Annotated in this window: 19 protein-coding genes and 1 pseudogene; 9 read left to right on the forward strand and 11 right to left on the reverse strand. The window is 71.9% G+C overall.

The window, feature by feature from the left end:
- Positions 1-6 precede the first annotated feature (6 nt).
- Entirely contained in the window at positions 7-261 is a 255-nt protein-coding gene (locus tag ACSHXC_RS14710) for a hypothetical protein (protein ID WP_386103885.1), read from the forward strand.
- Here the strand turns inward: ACSHXC_RS14710 and ACSHXC_RS14715 are convergent.
- Positions 258-1,412, reverse strand: coding sequence for a cystathionine gamma-synthase (locus ACSHXC_RS14715; RefSeq protein ID WP_386035929.1), 1,155 nt, complete (start codon positions 1,410-1,412; stop codon positions 258-260). The genes ACSHXC_RS14710 and ACSHXC_RS14715 overlap by 4 nt on opposite strands.
- Before the next feature lie 69 nt (positions 1,413-1,481).
- On the opposite strand from ACSHXC_RS14715, the gene ACSHXC_RS14720 reads away from it, so the two are divergent.
- The 5 genes from ACSHXC_RS14720 to ACSHXC_RS14740 all read left to right on the forward strand — a co-directional run bounded on the left by ACSHXC_RS14720 (position 1,482) and on the right by ACSHXC_RS14740 (position 5,813).
- A complete protein-coding gene (locus tag ACSHXC_RS14720) occupies positions 1,482-2,591 on the forward strand; it encodes a hypothetical protein (RefSeq protein WP_438292033.1) in 1,110 nt (369 codons plus the stop codon).
- A gap of 83 nt (positions 2,592-2,674) precedes the next feature.
- Positions 2,675-3,340: a peptide-methionine (S)-S-oxide reductase MsrA gene (msrA, locus tag ACSHXC_RS14725; protein ID WP_438292034.1), complete on the forward strand. Its 666-nt coding sequence runs from the start codon at positions 2,675-2,677 to the stop codon at positions 3,338-3,340.
- Between the two features lie 381 nt (positions 3,341-3,721).
- Positions 3,722-4,150 carry a hypothetical protein gene (locus ACSHXC_RS14730; RefSeq protein ID WP_438292035.1) on the forward strand — a complete coding sequence of 143 codons (429 nt, stop codon included), beginning with the start codon at positions 3,722-3,724 and terminating at the stop codon, positions 4,148-4,150.
- Positions 4,151-4,610: 460 nt separating this feature from the next.
- Positions 4,611-4,907, forward strand: coding sequence for a hypothetical protein (locus ACSHXC_RS14735; protein WP_438292036.1), 297 nt, complete (start codon positions 4,611-4,613; stop codon positions 4,905-4,907).
- Between the two features lie 261 nt (positions 4,908-5,168).
- A complete protein-coding gene (locus tag ACSHXC_RS14740) occupies positions 5,169-5,813 on the forward strand; it encodes a hypothetical protein (RefSeq protein WP_438292037.1) in 645 nt (214 codons plus the stop codon).
- A gap of 7 nt (positions 5,814-5,820) precedes the next feature.
- Here ACSHXC_RS14740 and ACSHXC_RS14745 read toward each other — a convergent pair whose 3' ends face one another.
- Positions 5,821-6,615 carry an MmyB family transcriptional regulator gene (locus ACSHXC_RS14745; RefSeq protein ID WP_438292038.1) on the reverse strand — a complete coding sequence of 265 codons (795 nt, stop codon included), beginning with the start codon at positions 6,613-6,615 and terminating at the stop codon, positions 5,821-5,823.
- A gap of 161 nt (positions 6,616-6,776) precedes the next feature.
- Between ACSHXC_RS14745 and ACSHXC_RS14750 the strand changes: the two genes are divergently transcribed.
- Positions 6,777-7,211, forward strand: coding sequence for a VOC family protein (locus tag ACSHXC_RS14750; RefSeq protein ID WP_438292039.1), 435 nt, complete (start codon positions 6,777-6,779; stop codon positions 7,209-7,211).
- On the opposite strand, the pseudogene ACSHXC_RS14755 reads toward ACSHXC_RS14750, so the two are convergent.
- From ACSHXC_RS14755 to ACSHXC_RS14765, 3 genes and pseudogenes are all read right to left on the reverse strand, one after another.
- Positions 7,208-7,444, reverse strand: a pseudogene (locus ACSHXC_RS14755) (TetR/AcrR family transcriptional regulator); the annotation flags it as partial. The gene ACSHXC_RS14750 and the pseudogene ACSHXC_RS14755 overlap by 4 nt on opposite strands.
- A gap of 71 nt (positions 7,445-7,515) precedes the next feature.
- Positions 7,516-8,679: an AAA family ATPase gene (locus tag ACSHXC_RS14760; protein ID WP_438292040.1), complete on the reverse strand. Its 1,164-nt coding sequence runs from the start codon at positions 8,677-8,679 to the stop codon at positions 7,516-7,518.
- Positions 8,680-8,775: 96 nt separating this feature from the next.
- A complete protein-coding gene (locus tag ACSHXC_RS14765) occupies positions 8,776-9,813 on the reverse strand; it encodes an NAD(P)-dependent alcohol dehydrogenase (protein WP_438292041.1) in 1,038 nt (345 codons plus the stop codon).
- 158 nt (positions 9,814-9,971) lie between these two features.
- On the opposite strand from ACSHXC_RS14765, the gene ACSHXC_RS14770 reads away from it, so the two are divergent.
- Positions 9,972-10,826, forward strand: a complete 855-nt coding sequence (locus ACSHXC_RS14770; protein ID WP_438292042.1) for a helix-turn-helix domain-containing protein — start codon at positions 9,972-9,974, stop codon at positions 10,824-10,826.
- A 4-nt stretch (positions 10,827-10,830) separates the two neighbouring features.
- On the opposite strand, the gene ACSHXC_RS14775 is transcribed toward ACSHXC_RS14770, so the two are convergent.
- On the reverse strand, positions 10,831-12,102 hold the full coding sequence (locus tag ACSHXC_RS14775; RefSeq protein WP_438296584.1) for a L,D-transpeptidase: 1,272 nt from the start codon (positions 12,100-12,102) through the stop codon (positions 10,831-10,833).
- Positions 12,103-12,281: 179 nt separating this feature from the next.
- Positions 12,282-12,608 (reverse strand): hypothetical protein, encoded by a 327-nt coding sequence (locus ACSHXC_RS14780; RefSeq protein WP_438292043.1) that lies wholly within the window; start codon positions 12,606-12,608, stop codon positions 12,282-12,284.
- A 107-nt stretch (positions 12,609-12,715) separates the two neighbouring features.
- On the opposite strand from ACSHXC_RS14780, the gene ACSHXC_RS14785 reads away from it, so the two are divergent.
- Positions 12,716-12,997 (forward strand): LPXTG cell wall anchor domain-containing protein, encoded by a 282-nt coding sequence (locus tag ACSHXC_RS14785; RefSeq protein ID WP_386008876.1) that lies wholly within the window; start codon positions 12,716-12,718, stop codon positions 12,995-12,997.
- Between the two features lie 150 nt (positions 12,998-13,147).
- On the opposite strand, the gene hutH is transcribed toward ACSHXC_RS14785, so the two are convergent.
- The 4 genes from hutH to ACSHXC_RS14805 all read right to left on the reverse strand — a co-directional run bounded on the left by hutH (position 13,148) and on the right by ACSHXC_RS14805 (position 18,061).
- Entirely contained in the window at positions 13,148-14,689 is a 1,542-nt protein-coding gene (hutH, locus tag ACSHXC_RS14790; protein WP_438296585.1) for a histidine ammonia-lyase, read from the reverse strand.
- A gap of 93 nt (positions 14,690-14,782) precedes the next feature.
- Positions 14,783-15,943 (reverse strand): diguanylate cyclase domain-containing protein, encoded by a 1,161-nt coding sequence (locus ACSHXC_RS14795; protein WP_438292044.1) that lies wholly within the window; start codon positions 15,941-15,943, stop codon positions 14,783-14,785.
- 86 nt (positions 15,944-16,029) lie between these two features.
- Positions 16,030-16,818, reverse strand: coding sequence for an enoyl-CoA hydratase/isomerase family protein (locus tag ACSHXC_RS14800; protein WP_438292045.1), 789 nt, complete (start codon positions 16,816-16,818; stop codon positions 16,030-16,032).
- Positions 16,819-16,858: 40 nt separating this feature from the next.
- Positions 16,859-18,061 (reverse strand): adenylate/guanylate cyclase domain-containing protein, encoded by a 1,203-nt coding sequence (locus tag ACSHXC_RS14805; protein WP_438292046.1) that lies wholly within the window; start codon positions 18,059-18,061, stop codon positions 16,859-16,861.
- Between the last annotated feature and the right edge of the window lie 97 nt (positions 18,062-18,158).

Consider the following 18,158-nt stretch of genomic DNA (forward strand, 5'->3'; position numbering starts at 1 on the left):
CGTGCGATGAGAACGCCCGACCGCAAGACCGCCGAGGTCCGCCGTCTCCTGGAGGGCGGCCCGCACCCGGCCGTACCGGCCGAACTGGCCGTCCGGGCAACCGAGTTGGGCCTGCGGATGCTGCACCGGCGGCGCCTCGTCCGCCGCACGCTGTGGCTGCTGCTCGCGGTGGCGGTGATCGTCTTCCTGGTCTGGGCCTCGATCGCCCAGCCGTGGGTGGCGCCCCCTTCGACGGTGACGCCACCCGTCGAGGGGCTCTAGCCCAGCGCCTGCTGAAGGTCGGCGAGGAGGTCGTCCGCGTTCTCGATGCCCACGGAGACCCGGACGAGGTCCGCCGGGACCTCCAGGGCGGAGCCCGCGACGCTGGCGTGCGTCATGCGGCCCGGGTGCTCGATCAGCGACTCGACACCGCCGAGGGACTCGCCGAGCGTGAACAGCTTCGTACGGTTGCAGACCTCGACCGCCGCCTCCTCGCCGCCCTCGACGCGGAAGGAGACCATGCCGCCGAAGGCCCGCATCTGCTTGGCCGCGACGTCGTGGCCCGGGTGCTCGGGCAGCCCCGGGTACAGGACCTGGGTGACCTTGGCGTGCCGGGTCAGCATCTCGGCGACCTTGCCCGCGTTCTCGCTGTGCCGGTCCATGCGGACGGGAAGCGTCTTGATGCCGCGCAGCACCAGCCACGAGTCGAAGGGCCCGGCGACCGCGCCCATCGCGTTCTGGTGGTACGCCAACTCCTCGCCGATCTCGGCCGAGTTGGTGATCAGCGCGCCGCCCACGACGTCGGAGTGGCCGCCCATGTACTTGGTCAGCGAGTGCACGACGATGTCCGCGCCGAGCGACAGGGGCTGCTGGAGGTAGGGGCTCGCGAAGGTGTTGTCGACGACAAGCCTGGCGCCCGCGTCCGCCGCCACCTGCGCCACGGCCGCGATGTCCGTGATGCCGAGCAGCGGGTTGGAGGGCGTCTCCACCCAGATGACCTTCGTACGGTCGGTGACGGCGGCCCGCACCGAGGCGGGGTCCGAGGTGTCGGCGACCGACCACTCCACGCCCCAGCGCGACACGACCTTCGCGAACAGGCGGAACGTGCCGCCGTAGGCGTCGTTCGGGATCACGACGTGGTCGCCGGGGGCGAGCAGCGTGCGCAGCAGGCAGTCCTCGGCGGCGAGCCCCGAGGCGAAGGCGAGGCCGCGGCGGCCGCCTTCGAGCGCCGCCAGGTTCTCTTCGAGGGCGGTCCGCGTCGGGTTCGCGCTGCGGCTGTACTCGTAACCGCCGCGCAGGCCGCCGACGCCGTCCTGCTTGTAGGTGGAGACCTGGTAGATCGGGGGTACGACCGCACCGGTCAGCGGATCCGCGGTGTTCCCGGCATGGATCGCGATGGTCTCGAAGCTCTTGTCGAGGTGCTCGTGGCTCATGGCCCAGAGCCTAGTTCGTCGGCCCACCGGGTTCGTCATATCCGGCCGCGGTCTGGTTCGCTGGGAGACATGGAGATTCTGTGGACCCTGCTCGCGCTGTGCATGCTCGTCGCGATCATCGGCCGGTTCGTGTTCCGCCGCGGCGGAACCGGCATCCAGCTGTCCCTTCCCGGTGCGCCCGATGCCGCCGACCCGGCGGCGTACGGCTTCGCGCTCCAGGAGGAGCTCGATGTGCGCATGCCCGGGCCCGACCAGGATCTCCTCGACGTGCTCGCCGTGGTGCAGCAGACCCAGGACTGGAAGCCGGCCGCCCGCCTCCTCGCCGAGACCCCGAAGGAGGGCGAGCGGCGCTGGCAGCGCGTCCAGGCGTTCGCGGGCGCGGCTTCCCTGGAGCTCGCCCAGCGCCCGGGCATCGGCGGGGCCTGGCTGCGCAAGTGGCGCTCTCAGGCACCGAAGGACGCGGGGGCCGCGCAGGTGCACGCGGAGTTTTTGGTCCAGCAGGCCTGGCGGTCCTCCTCCGTCGGCCAGGACGACTTCCGCATCATCCTGGAGGAGGCGCGCACGGTGTGCGGCGAGGCCGCGCTGCTCGCGCCGGGCGACTCCGTCCCGTACATCACCGAACTCGCGGTGGCGCGTGGACTGGCCTACCCCCGACCGGAGTTCGACCGGCTGTGGGCCAAGGTCATGGACCGCGCCCCGCACCACATGGGCGCGCACCTCGCGGCCCTGCACTACCACTGCGAGAAGTGGCACGGCTCGCGCGCGCAGGCCGACGAGTTCGCGACGTCGGCCGCGGCCCGCGCCCCGCACGGCTCCCTCCTCTCCGCGCTGCCCCTTTTCTCTGTGTACGAGCACGTGCCGGACGTCGTCCTGGTCAGCGACTTCTACCGCACGGCGGTGGTGAGCCGCGCCATGGAGGGCGCCCTGCACGCCGTCCACCAGGCCCGCCCCGACGACCCGGTCCTGCCCCAGGTCCGCCACCTCCTGGTCTTCTTCCTGGTACGCGCCGAACGCTGGGCGGAGTCGATGGACCAGTTCGTGGCCCTGGACGGCTACGTGGGTGCCCTCCCCTGGACGGTCTCCGAGGACCCGGCGGCGGACTACACCCTGTGCCGGGCCCTTGCGGTGGCGGGGTACGAGGCGAACGGCGGGAGCCCGGCGACGCTGCGGCGGCCGTAGGGGAGGCCCATGGGGGTGGCCGGAATCTCTCGGCCCGGCCGTACGTTCCCCCTAGGCATCCACACTCTTCCGAGGAGCCCCCGATGATCTTCGGCCGCCGTACGCCCGAGCTGCCCACCCCCGAGCAGGCCCTCAAGGGACGCCCGGAGCCCGAATTCACCCTGCCGTCCCGGCACACGGTCCTGGGCAACCCGCTGGCGGGGCCGTACCCCGAGGGGCTTGAGATCGCGGACTTCGGGATGGGCTGTTTCTGGGGCGCCGAGCGCAAGTTCTGGCAGACCCCGGGCGTCTGGACGACGCTGACGGGCTACCAGGGCGGGAGCACGGTGAACCCGGCGTACGAGGAGGTCTGCTCGGGCCTGACGGGCCACACTGAGGCGGTCCGGGTGGTGTACGACCCCGCCGTCGTCTCGTACGAGCAGCTCCTGAAGGTGTTCTGGGAGAACCACGACCCGACGCAGGGCTTCCGCCAGGGTAACGACGTGGGCACCCAGTACCGCTCGGCGATCTACACCCACACCCCCGCCCAGGAGGCCACGGCCCGGGCGTCCCGCGAGGCCTACCAGAAGGTCCTGACGGCCTCGGGCCACGGCACGATCACGACGGAGCTGCTGCCGGCCGAGGGGCGTCCGTTCTACGCCGCGGAGCCGTACCACCAGCAGTACCTGGACAAGAACCCGGCGGGCTACTGCGGCATCGGCGGCACGGGGGTCTCGTGCCCGATAGGCGTGGCGAAGGCGGGGAGCTGACCCAGCCCGGACGGCTTCCCGGCCGGGGGGCGTTCACGGCTCGGCGGGCTCGCGATGGGCTGGGCGGGGGAAGCGGGGTGACCGGGGCCGCGGAGAGCCGTTGGACCCGGGGCAAGATCACGACGGAGAGTGCGCCCAGGGGTCCCGGGGTCCGGCCGGTCGCCCCGGGGCGCGGGGCACCCACGACCCCGCCGGTCGGGCCGGGGCAGGCAGAGACGGCGCGGAGCGCGCGAGCCCGGTGACTGCCGCGCCGACGGGTTGGCATTGGTCCGAATGAGCACAATTTGTGACGTGATGCCCAGGTCCCTCGTTCCAGGAGGGACGGGCTTCCCCCGGGCAGGCCTGTCACCCCCTCTCCGACCCACCATTGGGAGTACAACCGTGATCAAGCAGGTTCTCGCCGGAGCGGCCTTCGCCACCGCCGCAACGATGGCCATCGCCGCGCCCGCCTCGGCGCAGACCCCGAAGCCGAAGGCCGTCACCCCGCCGGCCACCACCCCGCTCCAGATCCCCACCAGCACGCTCCAGAGCCTCCTCGCCGCCGCCGCGGGCCCGACGGTGAGCAGCACCGGCGCCATGGGCAGCGTCGGCGCCACGGACTTCGCGACCCGCAACGGCAACACCACCATCGCGGGTGAGGCGGGCGGCATCGGCAACACCTACGGCGCCCCGTTCGCCAACGTCGACCTCCGCTGCGCGGTGCCGCTGCCCGAGGGCGAGGGCATCGGCGGACACGCCCTCGGCGGACCGAAGGCCGCCTGCAACATCGCCCCCGTCGACCAGTACCAGGCCCCGCAGAAGCTGCTCTGACGCACCACCTGCCGTACGGGTCTCCCACCGGAAAACCCGGCACGACAGGCTGAACGAACAACAACCCGCACAGCTCGCGCAACCCTGAATGGGCTGTGCGGGGGAACCGGGGTGACCGGGGCGACGGCGAGCCGTTGAACCCGGCGCATTGGAGAGTGCACAAGGGTCCCGGGGCCGACCAGTCGCCCCGGGACCCTTCTCACTCACCACCCCGCCGACCTGACCGGGGCACACCAGCCCCTCCATGTGTCCGTTTTTAGTCTTAACGGGCGCATTTTATGACGTGTTGTGCATGTTCCTCCGTCGAGGGGGCGTCCGGTGGATCAGGGTCGGACAGGGCACGGCGTCCGGTGCGGTGCGCGCCGGATGCCCGCCCCTTGTCCGGCCCCTCCAGGGGTCGCAGGTTTCCCTACGGGGCGGGCCTGTCAGCCTCTCTGACCCACCGAATGGGAGCACAACCGTGATCAAGAAGATTCTCGCCGGGTCGGCCCTCGCCATTTCCGCGACGATGGCCGTCGCCGCACCCGCCTCCGCAGACACCAGGGACTTCGGGACCCGCAACGGTGACACCGTCATCGCGGGCGGGGCGGGCGGCATCCTCAACACCTACGGCGCCCCGCTCATCAGCGCCGACCTCCGCTGCGCGATCCCGATGCCCGAGGGCGAGGGCATCGGCGGACACGCCTTCGGCGGACCCAAGGCCGCCTGCAACGTCGCACCCGTCAACCAGTACCAGGGCCCGCAGAAGCTCCTCTGACCCTTCGGCGGCCGACCGGGGCACCGGACACGCGCGTCGAGTACCGGTGCCGCCGGCGGCCGAGAGCGTTCGCTTCCGGGTGCGGCCGCGTCCCCGGCCCCGGAGACTTCCTGCGGACGGCGGACGCACTGGCCCCCACTCCGCGTTGGTCCGAATGAGCACACTTCGTGACGTGTTGTGCATGTGCCTCGTTCCAAGGGGCGGCAGGTTTCACAGGGCGAGCCTGTCACCCCCGACCAACCACCGAATGGGAGCACAACCGTGATCAAGCAGGTTCTCGCCGGAGCGGCCTTCGCCACCGCCGCAACGATGGCCGTCGCAGCGCCCGCCTCGGCGAACAACCCGGTGCCCCAGGGCCACAAGACCGCCGCCGACGCGATCCAGAGCGTCCTCGGCGCCGCGCAGAACCCGACCACGAGCGGCACCGGCACCGGCTGCAACTGCGGCACCGTCAGCGGCGCCGCCGGCACCGTTACCAACCTCACCGGCACCAGCAACCTCACCGCCCCCGTCAGCAGCGTCGCCGGCAACCCCACCGGCACCGTCAGCAACGTCGTCGGCAACCCCACGGGCGCCGTCAGCAACCCCACCGGCACCGTCAGCAACCTCACCGGCAGCCTCACCGGTGCCGCCACCGGCGCCAGCATGCCCGGCACCGGTGGGAGCAGCGACGGCGCCTCGGCCTTCGCGACCCGCAACGGCGACACCGTCATCACGGGCACGGACGGCGAAGGAGCGGGTGGCATCCTCAACACCTACGGCGCCTCGCTCGTCAACGTCGACGGCCGCTGCCTGGTGCCGCTGCCCGAGGGCGAGGGCATCGGCGGACACGGCCTCACCGGCCCCAAGGCCGCCTGCAACCTCGCACCGGTCGACCAGTACGAAGCCCCCCAGAAGCTCCTCTGACCCCGGGTCAGCCCAGCCGCTGGACCAGGATCGGGTCCGCGCCCGCCGCTGGGTAGAGCAGCGTCATCGTCGAGCTAAGCCCCGGGGCTCCCGGCACCGGGGACAGTTCGACCGTACGGCTCCCGAAGTCGCCGACCTCGCGGCAGGACCACCACTCCGCCAGGTCGGGGCGGGCCTCGCGCAGGCGGGCGGTGAGGCGGCGGACCCGGTCGTCGTGGGGGTTGCGGTCCGCGCGGGTGCGGAAGTGGCGGTGCAGGTCCATCGCCACCGGCTCCCAGTCGGGCAGCAGCCTCTGGTGGGGCGGGTCCGTGAGCAGCAGGAGCAGCAGGTTCCGGTCCGGGGCCGCGATGCGCGCCGGGTCCGGCCAGAGGGCTGCGTATGCCTCGTTCCACGCTGTCATGAAGAGTGCCGGGTCGAGAGCCACGGCCGGAGTCTCGCCCCAACTGTCCATCAGGGCCCGGGTGTTGGCGTCCAGGGGCACCGTCGGCTCGGGTGCCGCGAAGCCCGCCAGGGTCAGGACGTGGGCGTGGGCCGTCGCGTCCAGGCGCAGGGTGCGGCTCACCGCGTCCAGCACCTGACGGGATGTCTCGACCCGGCCCTGCTCCAACCAGGAGTACCAGGCCACGCCCACCCCGGAGAGCGCGGCCACCTCCTCGCGGCGCAGGCCCGGGGTGCGGCGCCTCGCCCCGGCGGGCAGGCCCAGTTCTGCGGGGCTGAGGCGTTCGCGGTGGGCGCGCAGGAATCCGCCGAGCTCCTGCCGCCGAGCAACACCGCTGCCATCGCCCCCGATGCCCGCCGTCACACCCACCACCTCCCCGGGCGTACGCCCGCCGTCACACGTGCGGATCTCCCCGAACGCACGCCCCGCGTCCTCGGTCCCCCTCTTCGCCTCAGCCTATGACCCCGACTCACCGCATCAACCGGCGCCTGGTTGCCACCCCTTGGGAGTCCGAGGCTGAACCCATGACTCGACACGACGCCACCCCCCTCGTGCAGCGACGCAGCAACGACTCCTCCGCCCTCACCGCGCCCCGCGCCTTCATCCGCGTCTTCACCGGGCCGGGCACGCTCGAAGAGCTCACCCGCTTCTACGAGGAAGTCCAGGGTGTAGAGCGCGACATGTGGTTCACCTATCCGGCGAAGGGGCTCGCCCTTGCCGCGGTCGGCGGCTTCCTGCTCGTCGAGGGGTCCGACGACGCCGTCGCGCCGTTCCTCGATGTCGACGGCACCTTGCTCGTCGACGATGCCGCCGCGCATCTCGCCCGGCTGACCGCGCTCGGCGCGGAGATCCTCGACCCGCTGCACAAGGTGCCCACGGGGTCCGGGTTCCATGTCCGGCACCCGGACGGCACCGTGATCGAGTACGTCGAGCACCGGCCCACCCCCGAAGGGCTCTAACCCGCCCCGAAGATCCGGTCCAGGTGCAGCCCCAGCACCCCCGTCGCCGACTCCGTGTCCCGCTGGCCGACCAGGATGCTCGTCCCCAGACCGGCCGACATCGCGAGCAGGCCGATCGCCTCGGCCCTCTCGTCCAGCCCCGGAGCGGTGAGGCCGGCCTCGCGCGCCTGGCGGAGGAGGCCCGCGACAGCCTCCTCCGCCGCATCCGGGTCGGCGATGAACGGCTGGACGAGCCTCGCGCTCATCGTCGGTGGTCTCTGCCTGCACGCCCTGCACCGGCCCCCGCCGGAACCCCCGGCTACGGCTACCGCTTGGGCCAGTGCCACGCCGGCTCGTCCAGAAGCCCCTGCCCCTCGACCACCGTCTGCCCGAACTCCTTGACCAGCTCGATGACTTCGGCTCCGCGCGAGAGCTCGGCGGCCAGCGGGCGGGCGTGGGTGACGACCACGATCTGGGAGTGCTTGGTGGCCGTACGGATCAGGTCGGCGAGCGGGGCGAGCAGGTCGGGGTGCAGGCTCGTCTCGGGCTCGTTGAGGACGAGCAGCTCGGGTGGGCGGGGGGTGAGCAGCGCCGCGACCCACAGCAGGTAGCGCAGGGTGCCGTCGGAGAGTTCGGCGGCGGTCAGGGGGCGGAGCAGTCCGTGCTGGCGCAGCTGGAGTTCGAAGCGGGTGCCGAGCAGGCCGATCTCGACGCGGCTGCCGGGGAACGCCGCGTCCACCGCCTCGTCCAGCGCGTCGCGGTCGCCGATCTCGCGGATGGTCTGGAGCGCGGCCGCCAGGTCGGCGCCGTCGGCGCTCAACACCGGGGTGCGAGTGCCGACCTGGGCGCTGCGGGCGGGGGCGTGCGCGTCGGTGCGTACATGGTCGTAGAAGCGCCAGGCGCGGATCTGCTCGCGCACGGCGAGCACGTCGGGGGCGCGCTGCGGGTCGGCGAGCTCGCCGAGCATCGAGTCGTACGGGCGGAGCGCGCCGTGCGAGCGGTGCCAGGTGCCGTCGGCGGCCCGCACCTTGACGGCGGCGCCCCTGCGCTCGGACAGCAGCGCGGCCGGGCGCAGCACCGGGCCGCTCCAGATCGCCTCGGACTTGATCTCGGGGTCGAGGTCGAACAGGGAGCGGTTGTCGTTCGGGGCGGGGTGGCCGAAGTCGACGGCGTACCCGAACGCGTCGCCCGCGAAGCCGAGTCGCAGACTGACGGGCTCGCTGCGCACGGTGCCCTGGAGCGGGTGCAGCCCCTCGCGCACCGCACGGCCCGTCTTCTCGGGACCGGCCCACAGCGTGGAGGGCAGCCCGCCCTCGTGGGCAAGAGCGGCCACGGCACCGCCGCGCGCGGAGTCGCCGAGCAGCCGCAGAGCCCGGTAGAGGGAGGACTTGCCGGTGCCGTTGGACCCGGTCACCACGTTGAGGCGCCCGAGCGGCACGACGAGCCTCCGCAGGGACCGGTAGTTCTCGACGGCGAGGGTGCTGATCATGCCGTCGAGCCTACGGGCCGGGTTCACCTCCCCGCCCCGGGCCGCCGTCCTCGCGACCGGCCGGGGCGGGGCCGTGACACCACAGCCGAGCCGGGATCAGATCGTCGCGGTGTCGATCACGAACCGGTAGCGCACGTCGCTGGCCAGCACGCGCTCGTACGCCTCGTTGATCTGGTCGGCGCGGATCAGCTCGATCTCCGCGCCCAGGCTGTGCTCGGCGCAGAAGTCGAGCATCTCCTGGGTCTCGGCGATGGAGCCGATCATCGAACCGGCGAGGATCTTGTTGCCGCCGATGAGGCCGAACATGTTGAGCGCGTTCGGCTCCTCGGGGGCGCCCACGTTGACGAACGCGCCGCCCGTCTTCAGGAGCGAGAGGTACGCGCCCAGGTCCAGCGGCGCGGACACGGTGGAGACGATCAGGTCGAGGGAGCCCGCGAGCTGCTTGAAGGTGTCCTCGTCGCTGGTCGCGTAGTAGTGGTCGGCGCCCAGCTTGAGCCCGTCGTCCTTCTTGCGCAGCGTCTGGCTGAGCACGGTCACCTCGGCGCCGAGGGCGTGCGCGATCTTCACGCCCATGTGGCCCAGGCCGCCGAGCCCGAGGATGGCGACCTTCTTGCCGGGGCCGGCCTGCCAGCGCTTGAGCGGGGAGTACAGGGTGATGCCGGCGCAGAGCAGCGGGGCCGCTACGTCCAGCGGGATGCTGTCGGGGATGCGCAGGGTGTGGTCGGCGTCCACGACGATGTGCGTGGAGTAGCCGCCGTAGGCGGGCTTGCCGTCCCGGCCGATCGCGTTGTACGTCGAGACACCGTCCTGGCAGAACTGGTTCTGCCCCGAGAGACAGGCCTCGCACGTGCCGCAGGAGTCGACGAAGCAGCCGACGCCCGCGCGGTCGCCGACCTGGAACTTGGTGACGGCGGAGCCGACCTCGGTGATCACGCCGGCGATCTCGTGGCCGGGCACCATCGGGAAGATGGCCTCGCCCCAGCCCTCGTTCGCCTGGTGGATGTCGGAGTGGCAGATGCCGGCGTACTTGATCTCGATGAGCACGTCGTTCGGGCCCACGGGACGGCGCTCGATGGTGGTGCGCTCCAGGGGAGCCTTGGCGGCGGGGGCGGCGTAGGCGGCGACGGTGGTCATTGCCGTTCTCCTCAGATCTTTGGGGTACGCGGTCCAGCCTGCCCTTGTTCCCGCCTGCCACCCAGGCCCCTGTTCTGCCTACGTCCAGCGTGCGTACCACTGACAGGGTCAGGCTCCGGGTCGTACGACCACGGCCGCGACCTCGGATACTGGGTGTCATGGACCAGCGTGCCGAACTCAGCGAATTCCTCCGCTCCCGCCGGGCCCGGCTCAAGCCCGAGGACGTGGGGATGCCGGACCACGGGCGGCACCGCAGGGTGCCCGGCCTGCGCCGGGAGGAGCTGGCGCAGCTGGCCGGGGTGTCGGTGGCCTACTACACGCGCCTGGAGCAGGGCAACGCGCAGAACGTGTCGGTGGAGGTCCTGGAGGCGATCGGCCGCGCGCTGCGCCTGAACGACACCGAGCAGAACCACCTGACCCACCTCGCCAAGGGCAAGGCGAAGAAGAAGCGCGTCTCGGCCGCGCGGGCGCACGAGTTCCGTCCGGCGCTGCAGGAGCTGATGGACGCGATGGAGGGCGTGCCCGCGTACCTCGTCGGGCCGCGCCTGGACATCCTCGGCTGGAACCGGATGGCGGCCGCCCTGCTCGGCGACCTGTCCCAACTGCCGCCGCAGGAACGGAACTTGGCGCGCCACGTGTTCCTCGACCCGGCTTCGCGTTCGCTGTACGTCGACTGGCACGCCAAGGCCGTCGACGTGGTGAGCGTGCTGCGGCTGTGCGCGGGCTGCTATCCCGACGACCCTCAACTGACCGCACTGATCGGCGAGTTGTCGGTCAAGAGCGAGGAGTTCCGCTCGATGTGGGCGGCGCACACCGTCGCCGAGAAGGGGCACGGTGTGAAGCGGCTGCGCCATCCGGTGGTGGGTGAGCTGACGCTGGCGTACGAGACGCTGAAGCTGCCGGACGCGCACGACCTGTCGCTGGTCACCTATCACGCGGAGCCGGGCTCGAAGTCGGCGGAGTCGCTGCGGCTGCTCGGCAGCTGGAGCGCCGAGCAGCCGGTACGTACCTGAAGGGTCAGACGGCGGAGCCGGCCTTCCACTGGGCCCAGCTCATGTTCCAGCCGTTGAGGCCGTTGTCGGGCTGGATCGTCTTGTCGTGGGAGTTCTTCATGATCACGACGTCGCCGGTGATCGAGTTGTTGTAGAACCAGGCACCCATGGTGCCGTCGTCGCCCGCGCCCTTGGTGTCGGACAGGCCGACGCATCCGTGGCTGGTGTTGGCGCTGCCGAAGATGGACTTGGCGCCCCAGTAGTTGCCGTGGATGAAGGTGCCGGACGCGGACAGGCGCATGGCGTGCGGCACGTCCTTGATGTCGTACTCGCCCTTGCCGTCGTCGTCGGTGAAGCCGACGGTCGCACCGTTCATGCGGGTCTGCTTGTACTTCTCGGAGATCACCATCTGGCCGTTGTACGTCGGGTGCTCGGGCGAGCCCGCGGAGATCGGGATGGTCTTCACGACCTTGCCGTCCTGGGTGACGGTCATGGTGTGGGTGTTGGCGTCGACGGTGGAGACCTGGTTGCGGCCGATCTTGAAGGTGACCGTCTTCTCCTGGACGCCGGTGATGCCGCTGGAGCCCTCGACGCCGTCCAGGTCCATCTTCATGGTGACGGTCGAGTTCCCCTTCCAGTACTCCTGCGGGCGGAAGTCGAGGCGCTGCGAGCCGAACCAGTGCCCGACGACCTCCTGGCCGCTGCTGGACGAGACCGTGATCTTGGCCTGGACGCCCTTCTTGTTGGTGATCGCCTTGTCGAAGTTGATCGACACCGGCATGCCGACGCCGACGGTGGAGCCGTCCTCGGGCGTGAAGTTGCCTATGAAGCTGTTCTTCGGGGAGACGGTGGTGAAGGAGGCGTTCTCGTGCGCCTGGCGCCCCTTGGCGTCCGCCGCGGTCGCCGTGATCTTGTACGTCTCCGAACGCTTCAGGGCCTTCTCGGGCGCCCAGCTCAGGCCGTCGGCGGATATCTTGCCGGCGACCTTGGCGCCGTCGGCGGAGGTCAGCGTCACATCGGTCAGCTTGCCGTCGGCGACGGTGACCTTGGTGTCGCTGTTGATGCCGACGTTGTTCGCGCCGTTCTTGGGGGCGATGGTGATCTTGGCGTCCGAGGTGTCCTTCTCGGCCGCCTTGTCCGCCGCCGCCTGAGCCGACGACGAGCTGTCGGCCTTGGCGCCCTTGTCGCCGCCGCCGTCGTTGCACGCAGAAAGGACCAGTACGCCGCCGAGCACCGCGCACGCCGCCGCGAGACCCTGCTTGCGGCGCTTACTCTCCGTCTTCACACGCTTCTCCATCGTCGCCTCGTCCCCCCAAGTCATCACGACTAGAACATCAGACTGCCTGGCGCAGTTCCGCAGCGGGGGTGAATGTGGGGCACACCACGCACCGGCGGACGGGTCGGGGCGGGACGGTACAAGATCGCCAAAAGGTCGTTCCGGTACCCCTCGCGCCCGCCCCGCCTCCTCAGCGGCCGTCAGTCCTCGTCATTGCCGTCCTCCTCGCCCAGGTCCCATTCCTCGTCGTCGGGGTCGTAGCCGACCCGCTCGCTGCTCCAGGAGGCCTGGACCAGCTCCGCACCCGGCAGCGCCTCCACGAGGTCCACGGGGTCCACGAGGTAGGCGAGGGCCTCCGCTCCGTCTTCCCGTACGGCCGCCTCGGCATGCGCGCGTTCCTCGGGCCGCATCGCCGGGTCCTCGGCGATGCGCTCCAGGGCGGCCGCCGCCAACTGCCCGGCGTCGTCGATCTCCAGGACCAAATCGACGCGGAGGCGCACATACCGTGATGTCTCTTCTTCGCTCATGCGGGGAGCGTAGGGCGCGAGCGGAGCACGACTTTCCCACGACCCGCTGCTTTCACTAGCATCAGCGCATCCCGCCAATTCGAGGTACTCGCAAGGGGATCGCTCACTTGTCCGTCGCTCGTCGCCCCCTGCTCACCGCCACCGCGGCGGGCACCCTGCTCTGCGCCCTCTGGTTCGTTCCGTCCGCCAACGCGACGGACGAGCAGCACCCTTCGACACCCCCCGCGCACTCCGCGTACCGGGCCGCCCCCGCCCCCGCCGAAGGCCCCCTCGCCCTCGCCGACACCGGCGGCGCGAACACCTCCCCCTACCTGGTCGGCGGCACGCTGTTCCTGGGGCTCGGGGCGGGGTTCGTGACGTACTCGGTCCGTAGATCACGCACCTGCTGACCACGCCGTACGCATCCCAACTGCCCCTGTGTGTACGGAAGTCGGGAGCGTCCTCTCATGCGGAAGGGGCCGCCCGGGATACGAGATCCGGGCGGCCCCTTCCGTATGAGCGGTGGGGGTCCCCCCTGCTCCTTGAGAGCTTGGGGGAGGTCAGGCAAGCGGACCGGTGACCGGCTCCACGGCGGCGACCAGCTTTCCTTCGCGTACGAAGGCGTCCGCGGCGGCCAGGTCGGGGGCGAGGAAGCGGTCCGGGCCGGGGCCCTGGACGCCGGCCGCGCGGGCCGCGGCGATGGCGGCCTGCGAGGCGGGCGCGGGGGTGAGGCCCTTGCGCAGCTCGATGCCGCGGGTCGCCGCGTACATCTCGACGGCGATGATGCGGGTCAGGTTGTCGACGGCACTGCGCAGCTTGCGGGCCGCCGACCAGCCCATGGAGACGTGGTCCTCCTGCATGGCGGAGGACGGGATGGAATCGGCGGAGGCGGGCACCGCGAGCCGCTTCATCTCGCTGACCAGTGCGGCCTGCGTGTACTGGGCGATCATGAGCCCGGAGTCGACACCGGCGTCGTCCGCGAGGAACGGCGGCAGGCCGTGGCTGCGGTTCTTGTCGAGGAGGCGGTCGGTGCGGCGCTCGGCGATGGAGCCGAGGTCTGCGGCGGCGATCGCGAGGAAGTCCAGGACGTAGGCGACCGGGGCGCCGTGGAAGTTGCCGTTGGACTCGACGCGGCCGTCGGGCAGCACCACCGGGTTGTCGACGGCGGAGGCCAGCTCGCGCTCGGCGACGGTCAGGGCGTACGCGATGGTGTCGCGGCCGGCGCCGTTGACCTGCGGGGCGCAGCGCACCGAGTACGCGTCCTGGACGCGCGGCGCCTCTTCCTCCTGGAAGTGGCCGGTCAGGCCCGAACCCTTGAGCACGGCCAGCATGTTGGCGGCCGAGGCGCCCTGGCCCGGGTGCGGGCGGATGGCGTGCAGTTCGGGGGCGAGCACCTTGTCGGTGCCGAGCAGCGCTTCGAGGGTGAGGGCCGCGGTGATGTCGGCGGAGGTGTAGAGCTTCTTCAGGTCGGCGATGGCCATGCACAGCATGCCGAGCATGCCGTCGGTGCCGTTGAGGAGGGCGAGCCCCTCCTTCTCGCGCAGCTCGACGGGCTGGATTCCATGCTCGGCGAGCAGCTCACCGGCGGGCTTCACGACGCCGTCGGGGCCCTCGGCGTCGCCCTCGCCCATCAGCGTCAGGGCGCAGTGCGAGAGCGGCGCGAGGTCGCCGGAGCAGCCGAGCGAGCCGTACTCGTGGACGACCGGGGTGATGCCCGCGTTGAGCACGTCGGCCATGGTCTGCGCGACGGAGGGGCGCACGCCCGTGTGCCCGGAGGCGACGGTCTTCAGGCGCAGGAACATGAGCGCACGGACGACCTCGCGCTCCACCCGCGGGCCCATGCCGGCGGCGTGCGAGCGCACGATGTTGCGCTGCAGCTGGGCGCGGAGATCGGGGCTGATGTGCCGGGAGGCGAGGGCACCGAAGCCGGTGGAGACGCCGTACACCGGCTCCGGCTTGGCGGCCAGCGCGTCGACGATCTCGCGCGCCTTGGCCAGCGCGTCGAGCGCCCCGGCGGAAAGCTCGACCTTCGCGTTGCCGCGGGCCACGGCGATGACGTCCTCGGGGGTGGTCCCGGAGGTCCCCACCACGACAGTGTGCATATCCATATTCAGCACCCTACGGATTGAATCCCGTCATGTCACTAGCAGAATGCGCCCGAGGTCCTTACCCGCTCGCCGCGCCCCCGGCGGGTCTCAACTCCGCCCCCTGAACCGTCGCCGGTCATGCGGAGCAGGAGGCGGTGCGTCGGCAAGGCGTAGAACCGCTCCGTCCCGCCCCGCCACCACCGGCTTCGCCGAGCGCGCGGCCTTCGCCCGGTACTGGGCCGCGTCCGCGAGGCGGAACAGGCGGCGGGCCGAGCGCACCGGGCCGATGGGGTCACCCGTCGAGGCCACCCCGCACGCGACTCCCTCCCCGAGCTCCAACTCCCCTGCCCTCAGGCAGAGTTCCTCGCCCACCGCCACGACCTCGTCCGCGGAGGGCCCCACCGAAAGCAGGCAGAACTCGTCGCCTCCCAGCCGCGCAGCCAGCGCGCCGGGCAGCATCGCCCCGCACAGCGAGAGCACCGACCCGAAGCGTTCCAGGAGCCGGTCGCCCACCGCGTGGCCCAGCGTGTCGTTGACCCGCTTGAGCCCGTTCAGGTCGCAGACCACGAGGCTGACGACCGAGCCGTCGGCCCGGTGCCGCTCGACCGCCTCGTCGAGCCGCACGTCGACCGCCCGGCGGTTGGCGAGCCCGGTGAGCGGGTCGGTGAAGGCCAGGCGGCGCACCTCTTCGAGGCGCTCGGTCTGGACGAGTCCGGCGGCCACGACCGAGGCGAGAACCGTGGCGAAGTCCGCGTCGGCCGCGTCGAAGACGGGCGCCCCGACGGGCCGCGCCACGTACAGCTCGCCCCATGCCCGCCCGTGCAGCACGATCGGGGCGACCACACAGCAGCCCCGGCCGCGCCGGCGCAGCGCCGCGCCCCTCCCCCAGCTACCGCCGGGAGGTGCCCCCACGCGGCAGTACCCCGCCCCGCTCCGGGGAGGCGCGGCGGCCGTCTCGACCCAGGCGTTGGGCTCGCCGCCGCCGGCCCAGCGCTCGTGCAGGAACTCGGTGATTTCGGGGAACTGGTGCACCGGATACGTCTCGTCCTCGGGGAACTCCTCCTCCCCGAGGGCCCGTTCACCCTCGTTCACCAGGACGCGAAGACACCCCAGCTCGCGCTCCCACACCGAGAGCGCGGCGAAGTTCCCGCCGAGCGCGTCCCGCGCGCCGAGCGCCGCGGCGCGCCAGGACTCCCGCGGCGTGTGCGCCGCGGCCATGGCCTGCGCCAGCGAAACCACGGCCCGCAGCCGGGCATCCTCTCCACCCATTCCTCCAGCTTAGGGAGGTTTAGGAGGTTTTGACCTTTGGGACGTCGTCGCTCATCCGCCGTCACACACACGCCGCCACCAGGGGGTCACTCCCCGGGCCACACCGGCTTCCGCTTCTCGTTGAACGCGGCCACGCCCTCCGCCCGGTCCCCCGAGAACGCCACCGACCGCCACGCCGCGTCCTCGACCTCCAGGCCGGCCCGCAGGTCGAGGCCCTGGCCGAGCCGCATCGCCCGCTTCGCCGCGCGCAGCCCGACGGGCGAGTTGGCCGCCATCCGCCCCGCGAGCGCGAGCGCCTCCGTACGGGCGTCGTCGGCCAGCACGTCGACGAGCCCCAACTCCCTTGCCTCCACGGCTTCGACGCGGCGCGCGGTGAAGACCAGCTCGGCGGCGCGGGCCGCGCCGACCCGGCGCGGCAGGAGCTGCGTACCGCCGCCGCCGGGGATGACGCCGACCGACACCTCGGGCAGTCCGACCACGGCGGTCGCGTCGGCCACGATCACGTCGCAGGCGAGCGCCAGCTCGAAGCCACCGCCGAGCGCGAAGCCGTGCACGGCGGCGACGGTGGGCATGGGCAGTTCGAGCACGCCGGTGTACGCGGCGCGGGCGGTGGGGCGCTGGCGCACGAGCTCGGCGTCCGTGAAGGAGTTGCGCTCCTTCAGGTCCGCGCCGACGCAGAACGCCCGCTCGTTCGTGGAGGTCACCACGGTGACCCGGGCGTCCGGGTCGGCGCCGAGCGCCTCGCAGGCGGCGGCGATGGAACGGGCCATCTCCGTCGACACCGCGTTCATGGCCTTGGGCCGGTCGAGCACCAGCTCGGCGACGTACCCCTCGCGCCGTACGACGACGAACTCCCCGAACCGCTGCTCAGCCATGGAAACCCCTCCGTTAACGAACGTTACGTCGGGGCCGATCCTAGGCTTCCCGCCGGTGCAGCAGCCAGGGCTCCACCACGCCGAGGCCGCGCACCGGGCGCTGCCACATGGGCTGGAGTGCGAAGCGGTACTTCGCGGCGGGCGCCGGTTCCTCGCCTTCCTTCTCGGCGGCCAGCGCGTCCTGGGCGGCCTGCGCCTCGGAGACGGGCGCGTCTCCGGTACGGGCGAGCTCCTCGGCGAACGCCCCGTCGACCAGGACGGCGTCCTTGGGGGCTATCGAGGTGAGCCGGCTCGCGAGGTTCACCGTCGTACCGAACACGTCGCCCATGCGGGTCGTGACGGTGCCGAACGCGATGCCCACGCGCAGGGCGGGCATCGTCTCGTCGCCCGCCATGGTCTCGATGAGCCGCAGCGATATCTCGGCGGCCGTGCCCGCGTCGTCGGCGGCGAACAGGACCTCGTCGCCCAGCGTCTTGATGAGCCGCCCGCCGTGGGCCGCTACCAGGTCGGCGGCGGTCGTCTCGAAGGCCTCGACGAGCTCACCGAGCTCCTCCTCCTCCAGGCGCCGGGTGAGCCGGGTGAACCCGACGAGGTCGGCGAAGCCCACCGCCAGGCGGCGGTCCACCATCTCCTCGTCGTCGGCGGCCTGCACGACACGCCCGGTCGCGGCGGCGAGCTGGCGCCGCCACACGTACACGAGGAACTCTTCGAGCTCGGGCAGCAGCAGCTCGACCAGGGGGTACGTGACTTCCGTACGGGTCATGCCGGGCTCGGGGGGTTCGGTGAGACCCTCCAGAAAAGAATCGATCTGCCATTCGGCCAGCCGGGCGGTGGTCTGCCCCGTGGAGCGCGCGACCTGCACCGCCATGGGCTCGCTGAGCAGCCCCGCCTCGACGAGTCCGGCGAGCCGGCGCAGGGCCAGCACATCGGCCTCGGTGAGCGCCTTGGCCTGCCCGATGTCGGCGAACCCCATGGCCCGCCAGAACCGGGATGCCAGCTCCATGGAGACGCCCGCGGTACGAGCCGCCTGGAAGGGCGTGTAGCGCCGGTCGGCACCGAGGATGAGCTGTTCGAGCCGGATGGCGAGCGGGTCGTCGGTGGGCTCGGCGGTGTGGTCGACGGCGTGGTGCGGCGTCGGATACGCGGAGGCCGGGGGGTCCGAAGGGGTGCCGGAGGCGCCGCCGGTGCGGGCGCCGGTACCGGTACCGGCGCCCGCACCGGACCGTGTCTCGTCGACGGTCACCGGCCGCCTCCTGCCCGTTGCCTGCGCACTGCCCTGCCGATCTGTCGCTGGATCGGGCTCAACGATACGGCAGGTGTGCCGTAGCTCACGTCCCGGG

Origin of the sequence: Streptomyces sp. HUAS TT7 (genome assembly GCF_051550175.1) — a bacterium.
Lineage (GTDB): Bacteria > Actinomycetota > Actinomycetes > Streptomycetales > Streptomycetaceae > Streptomyces.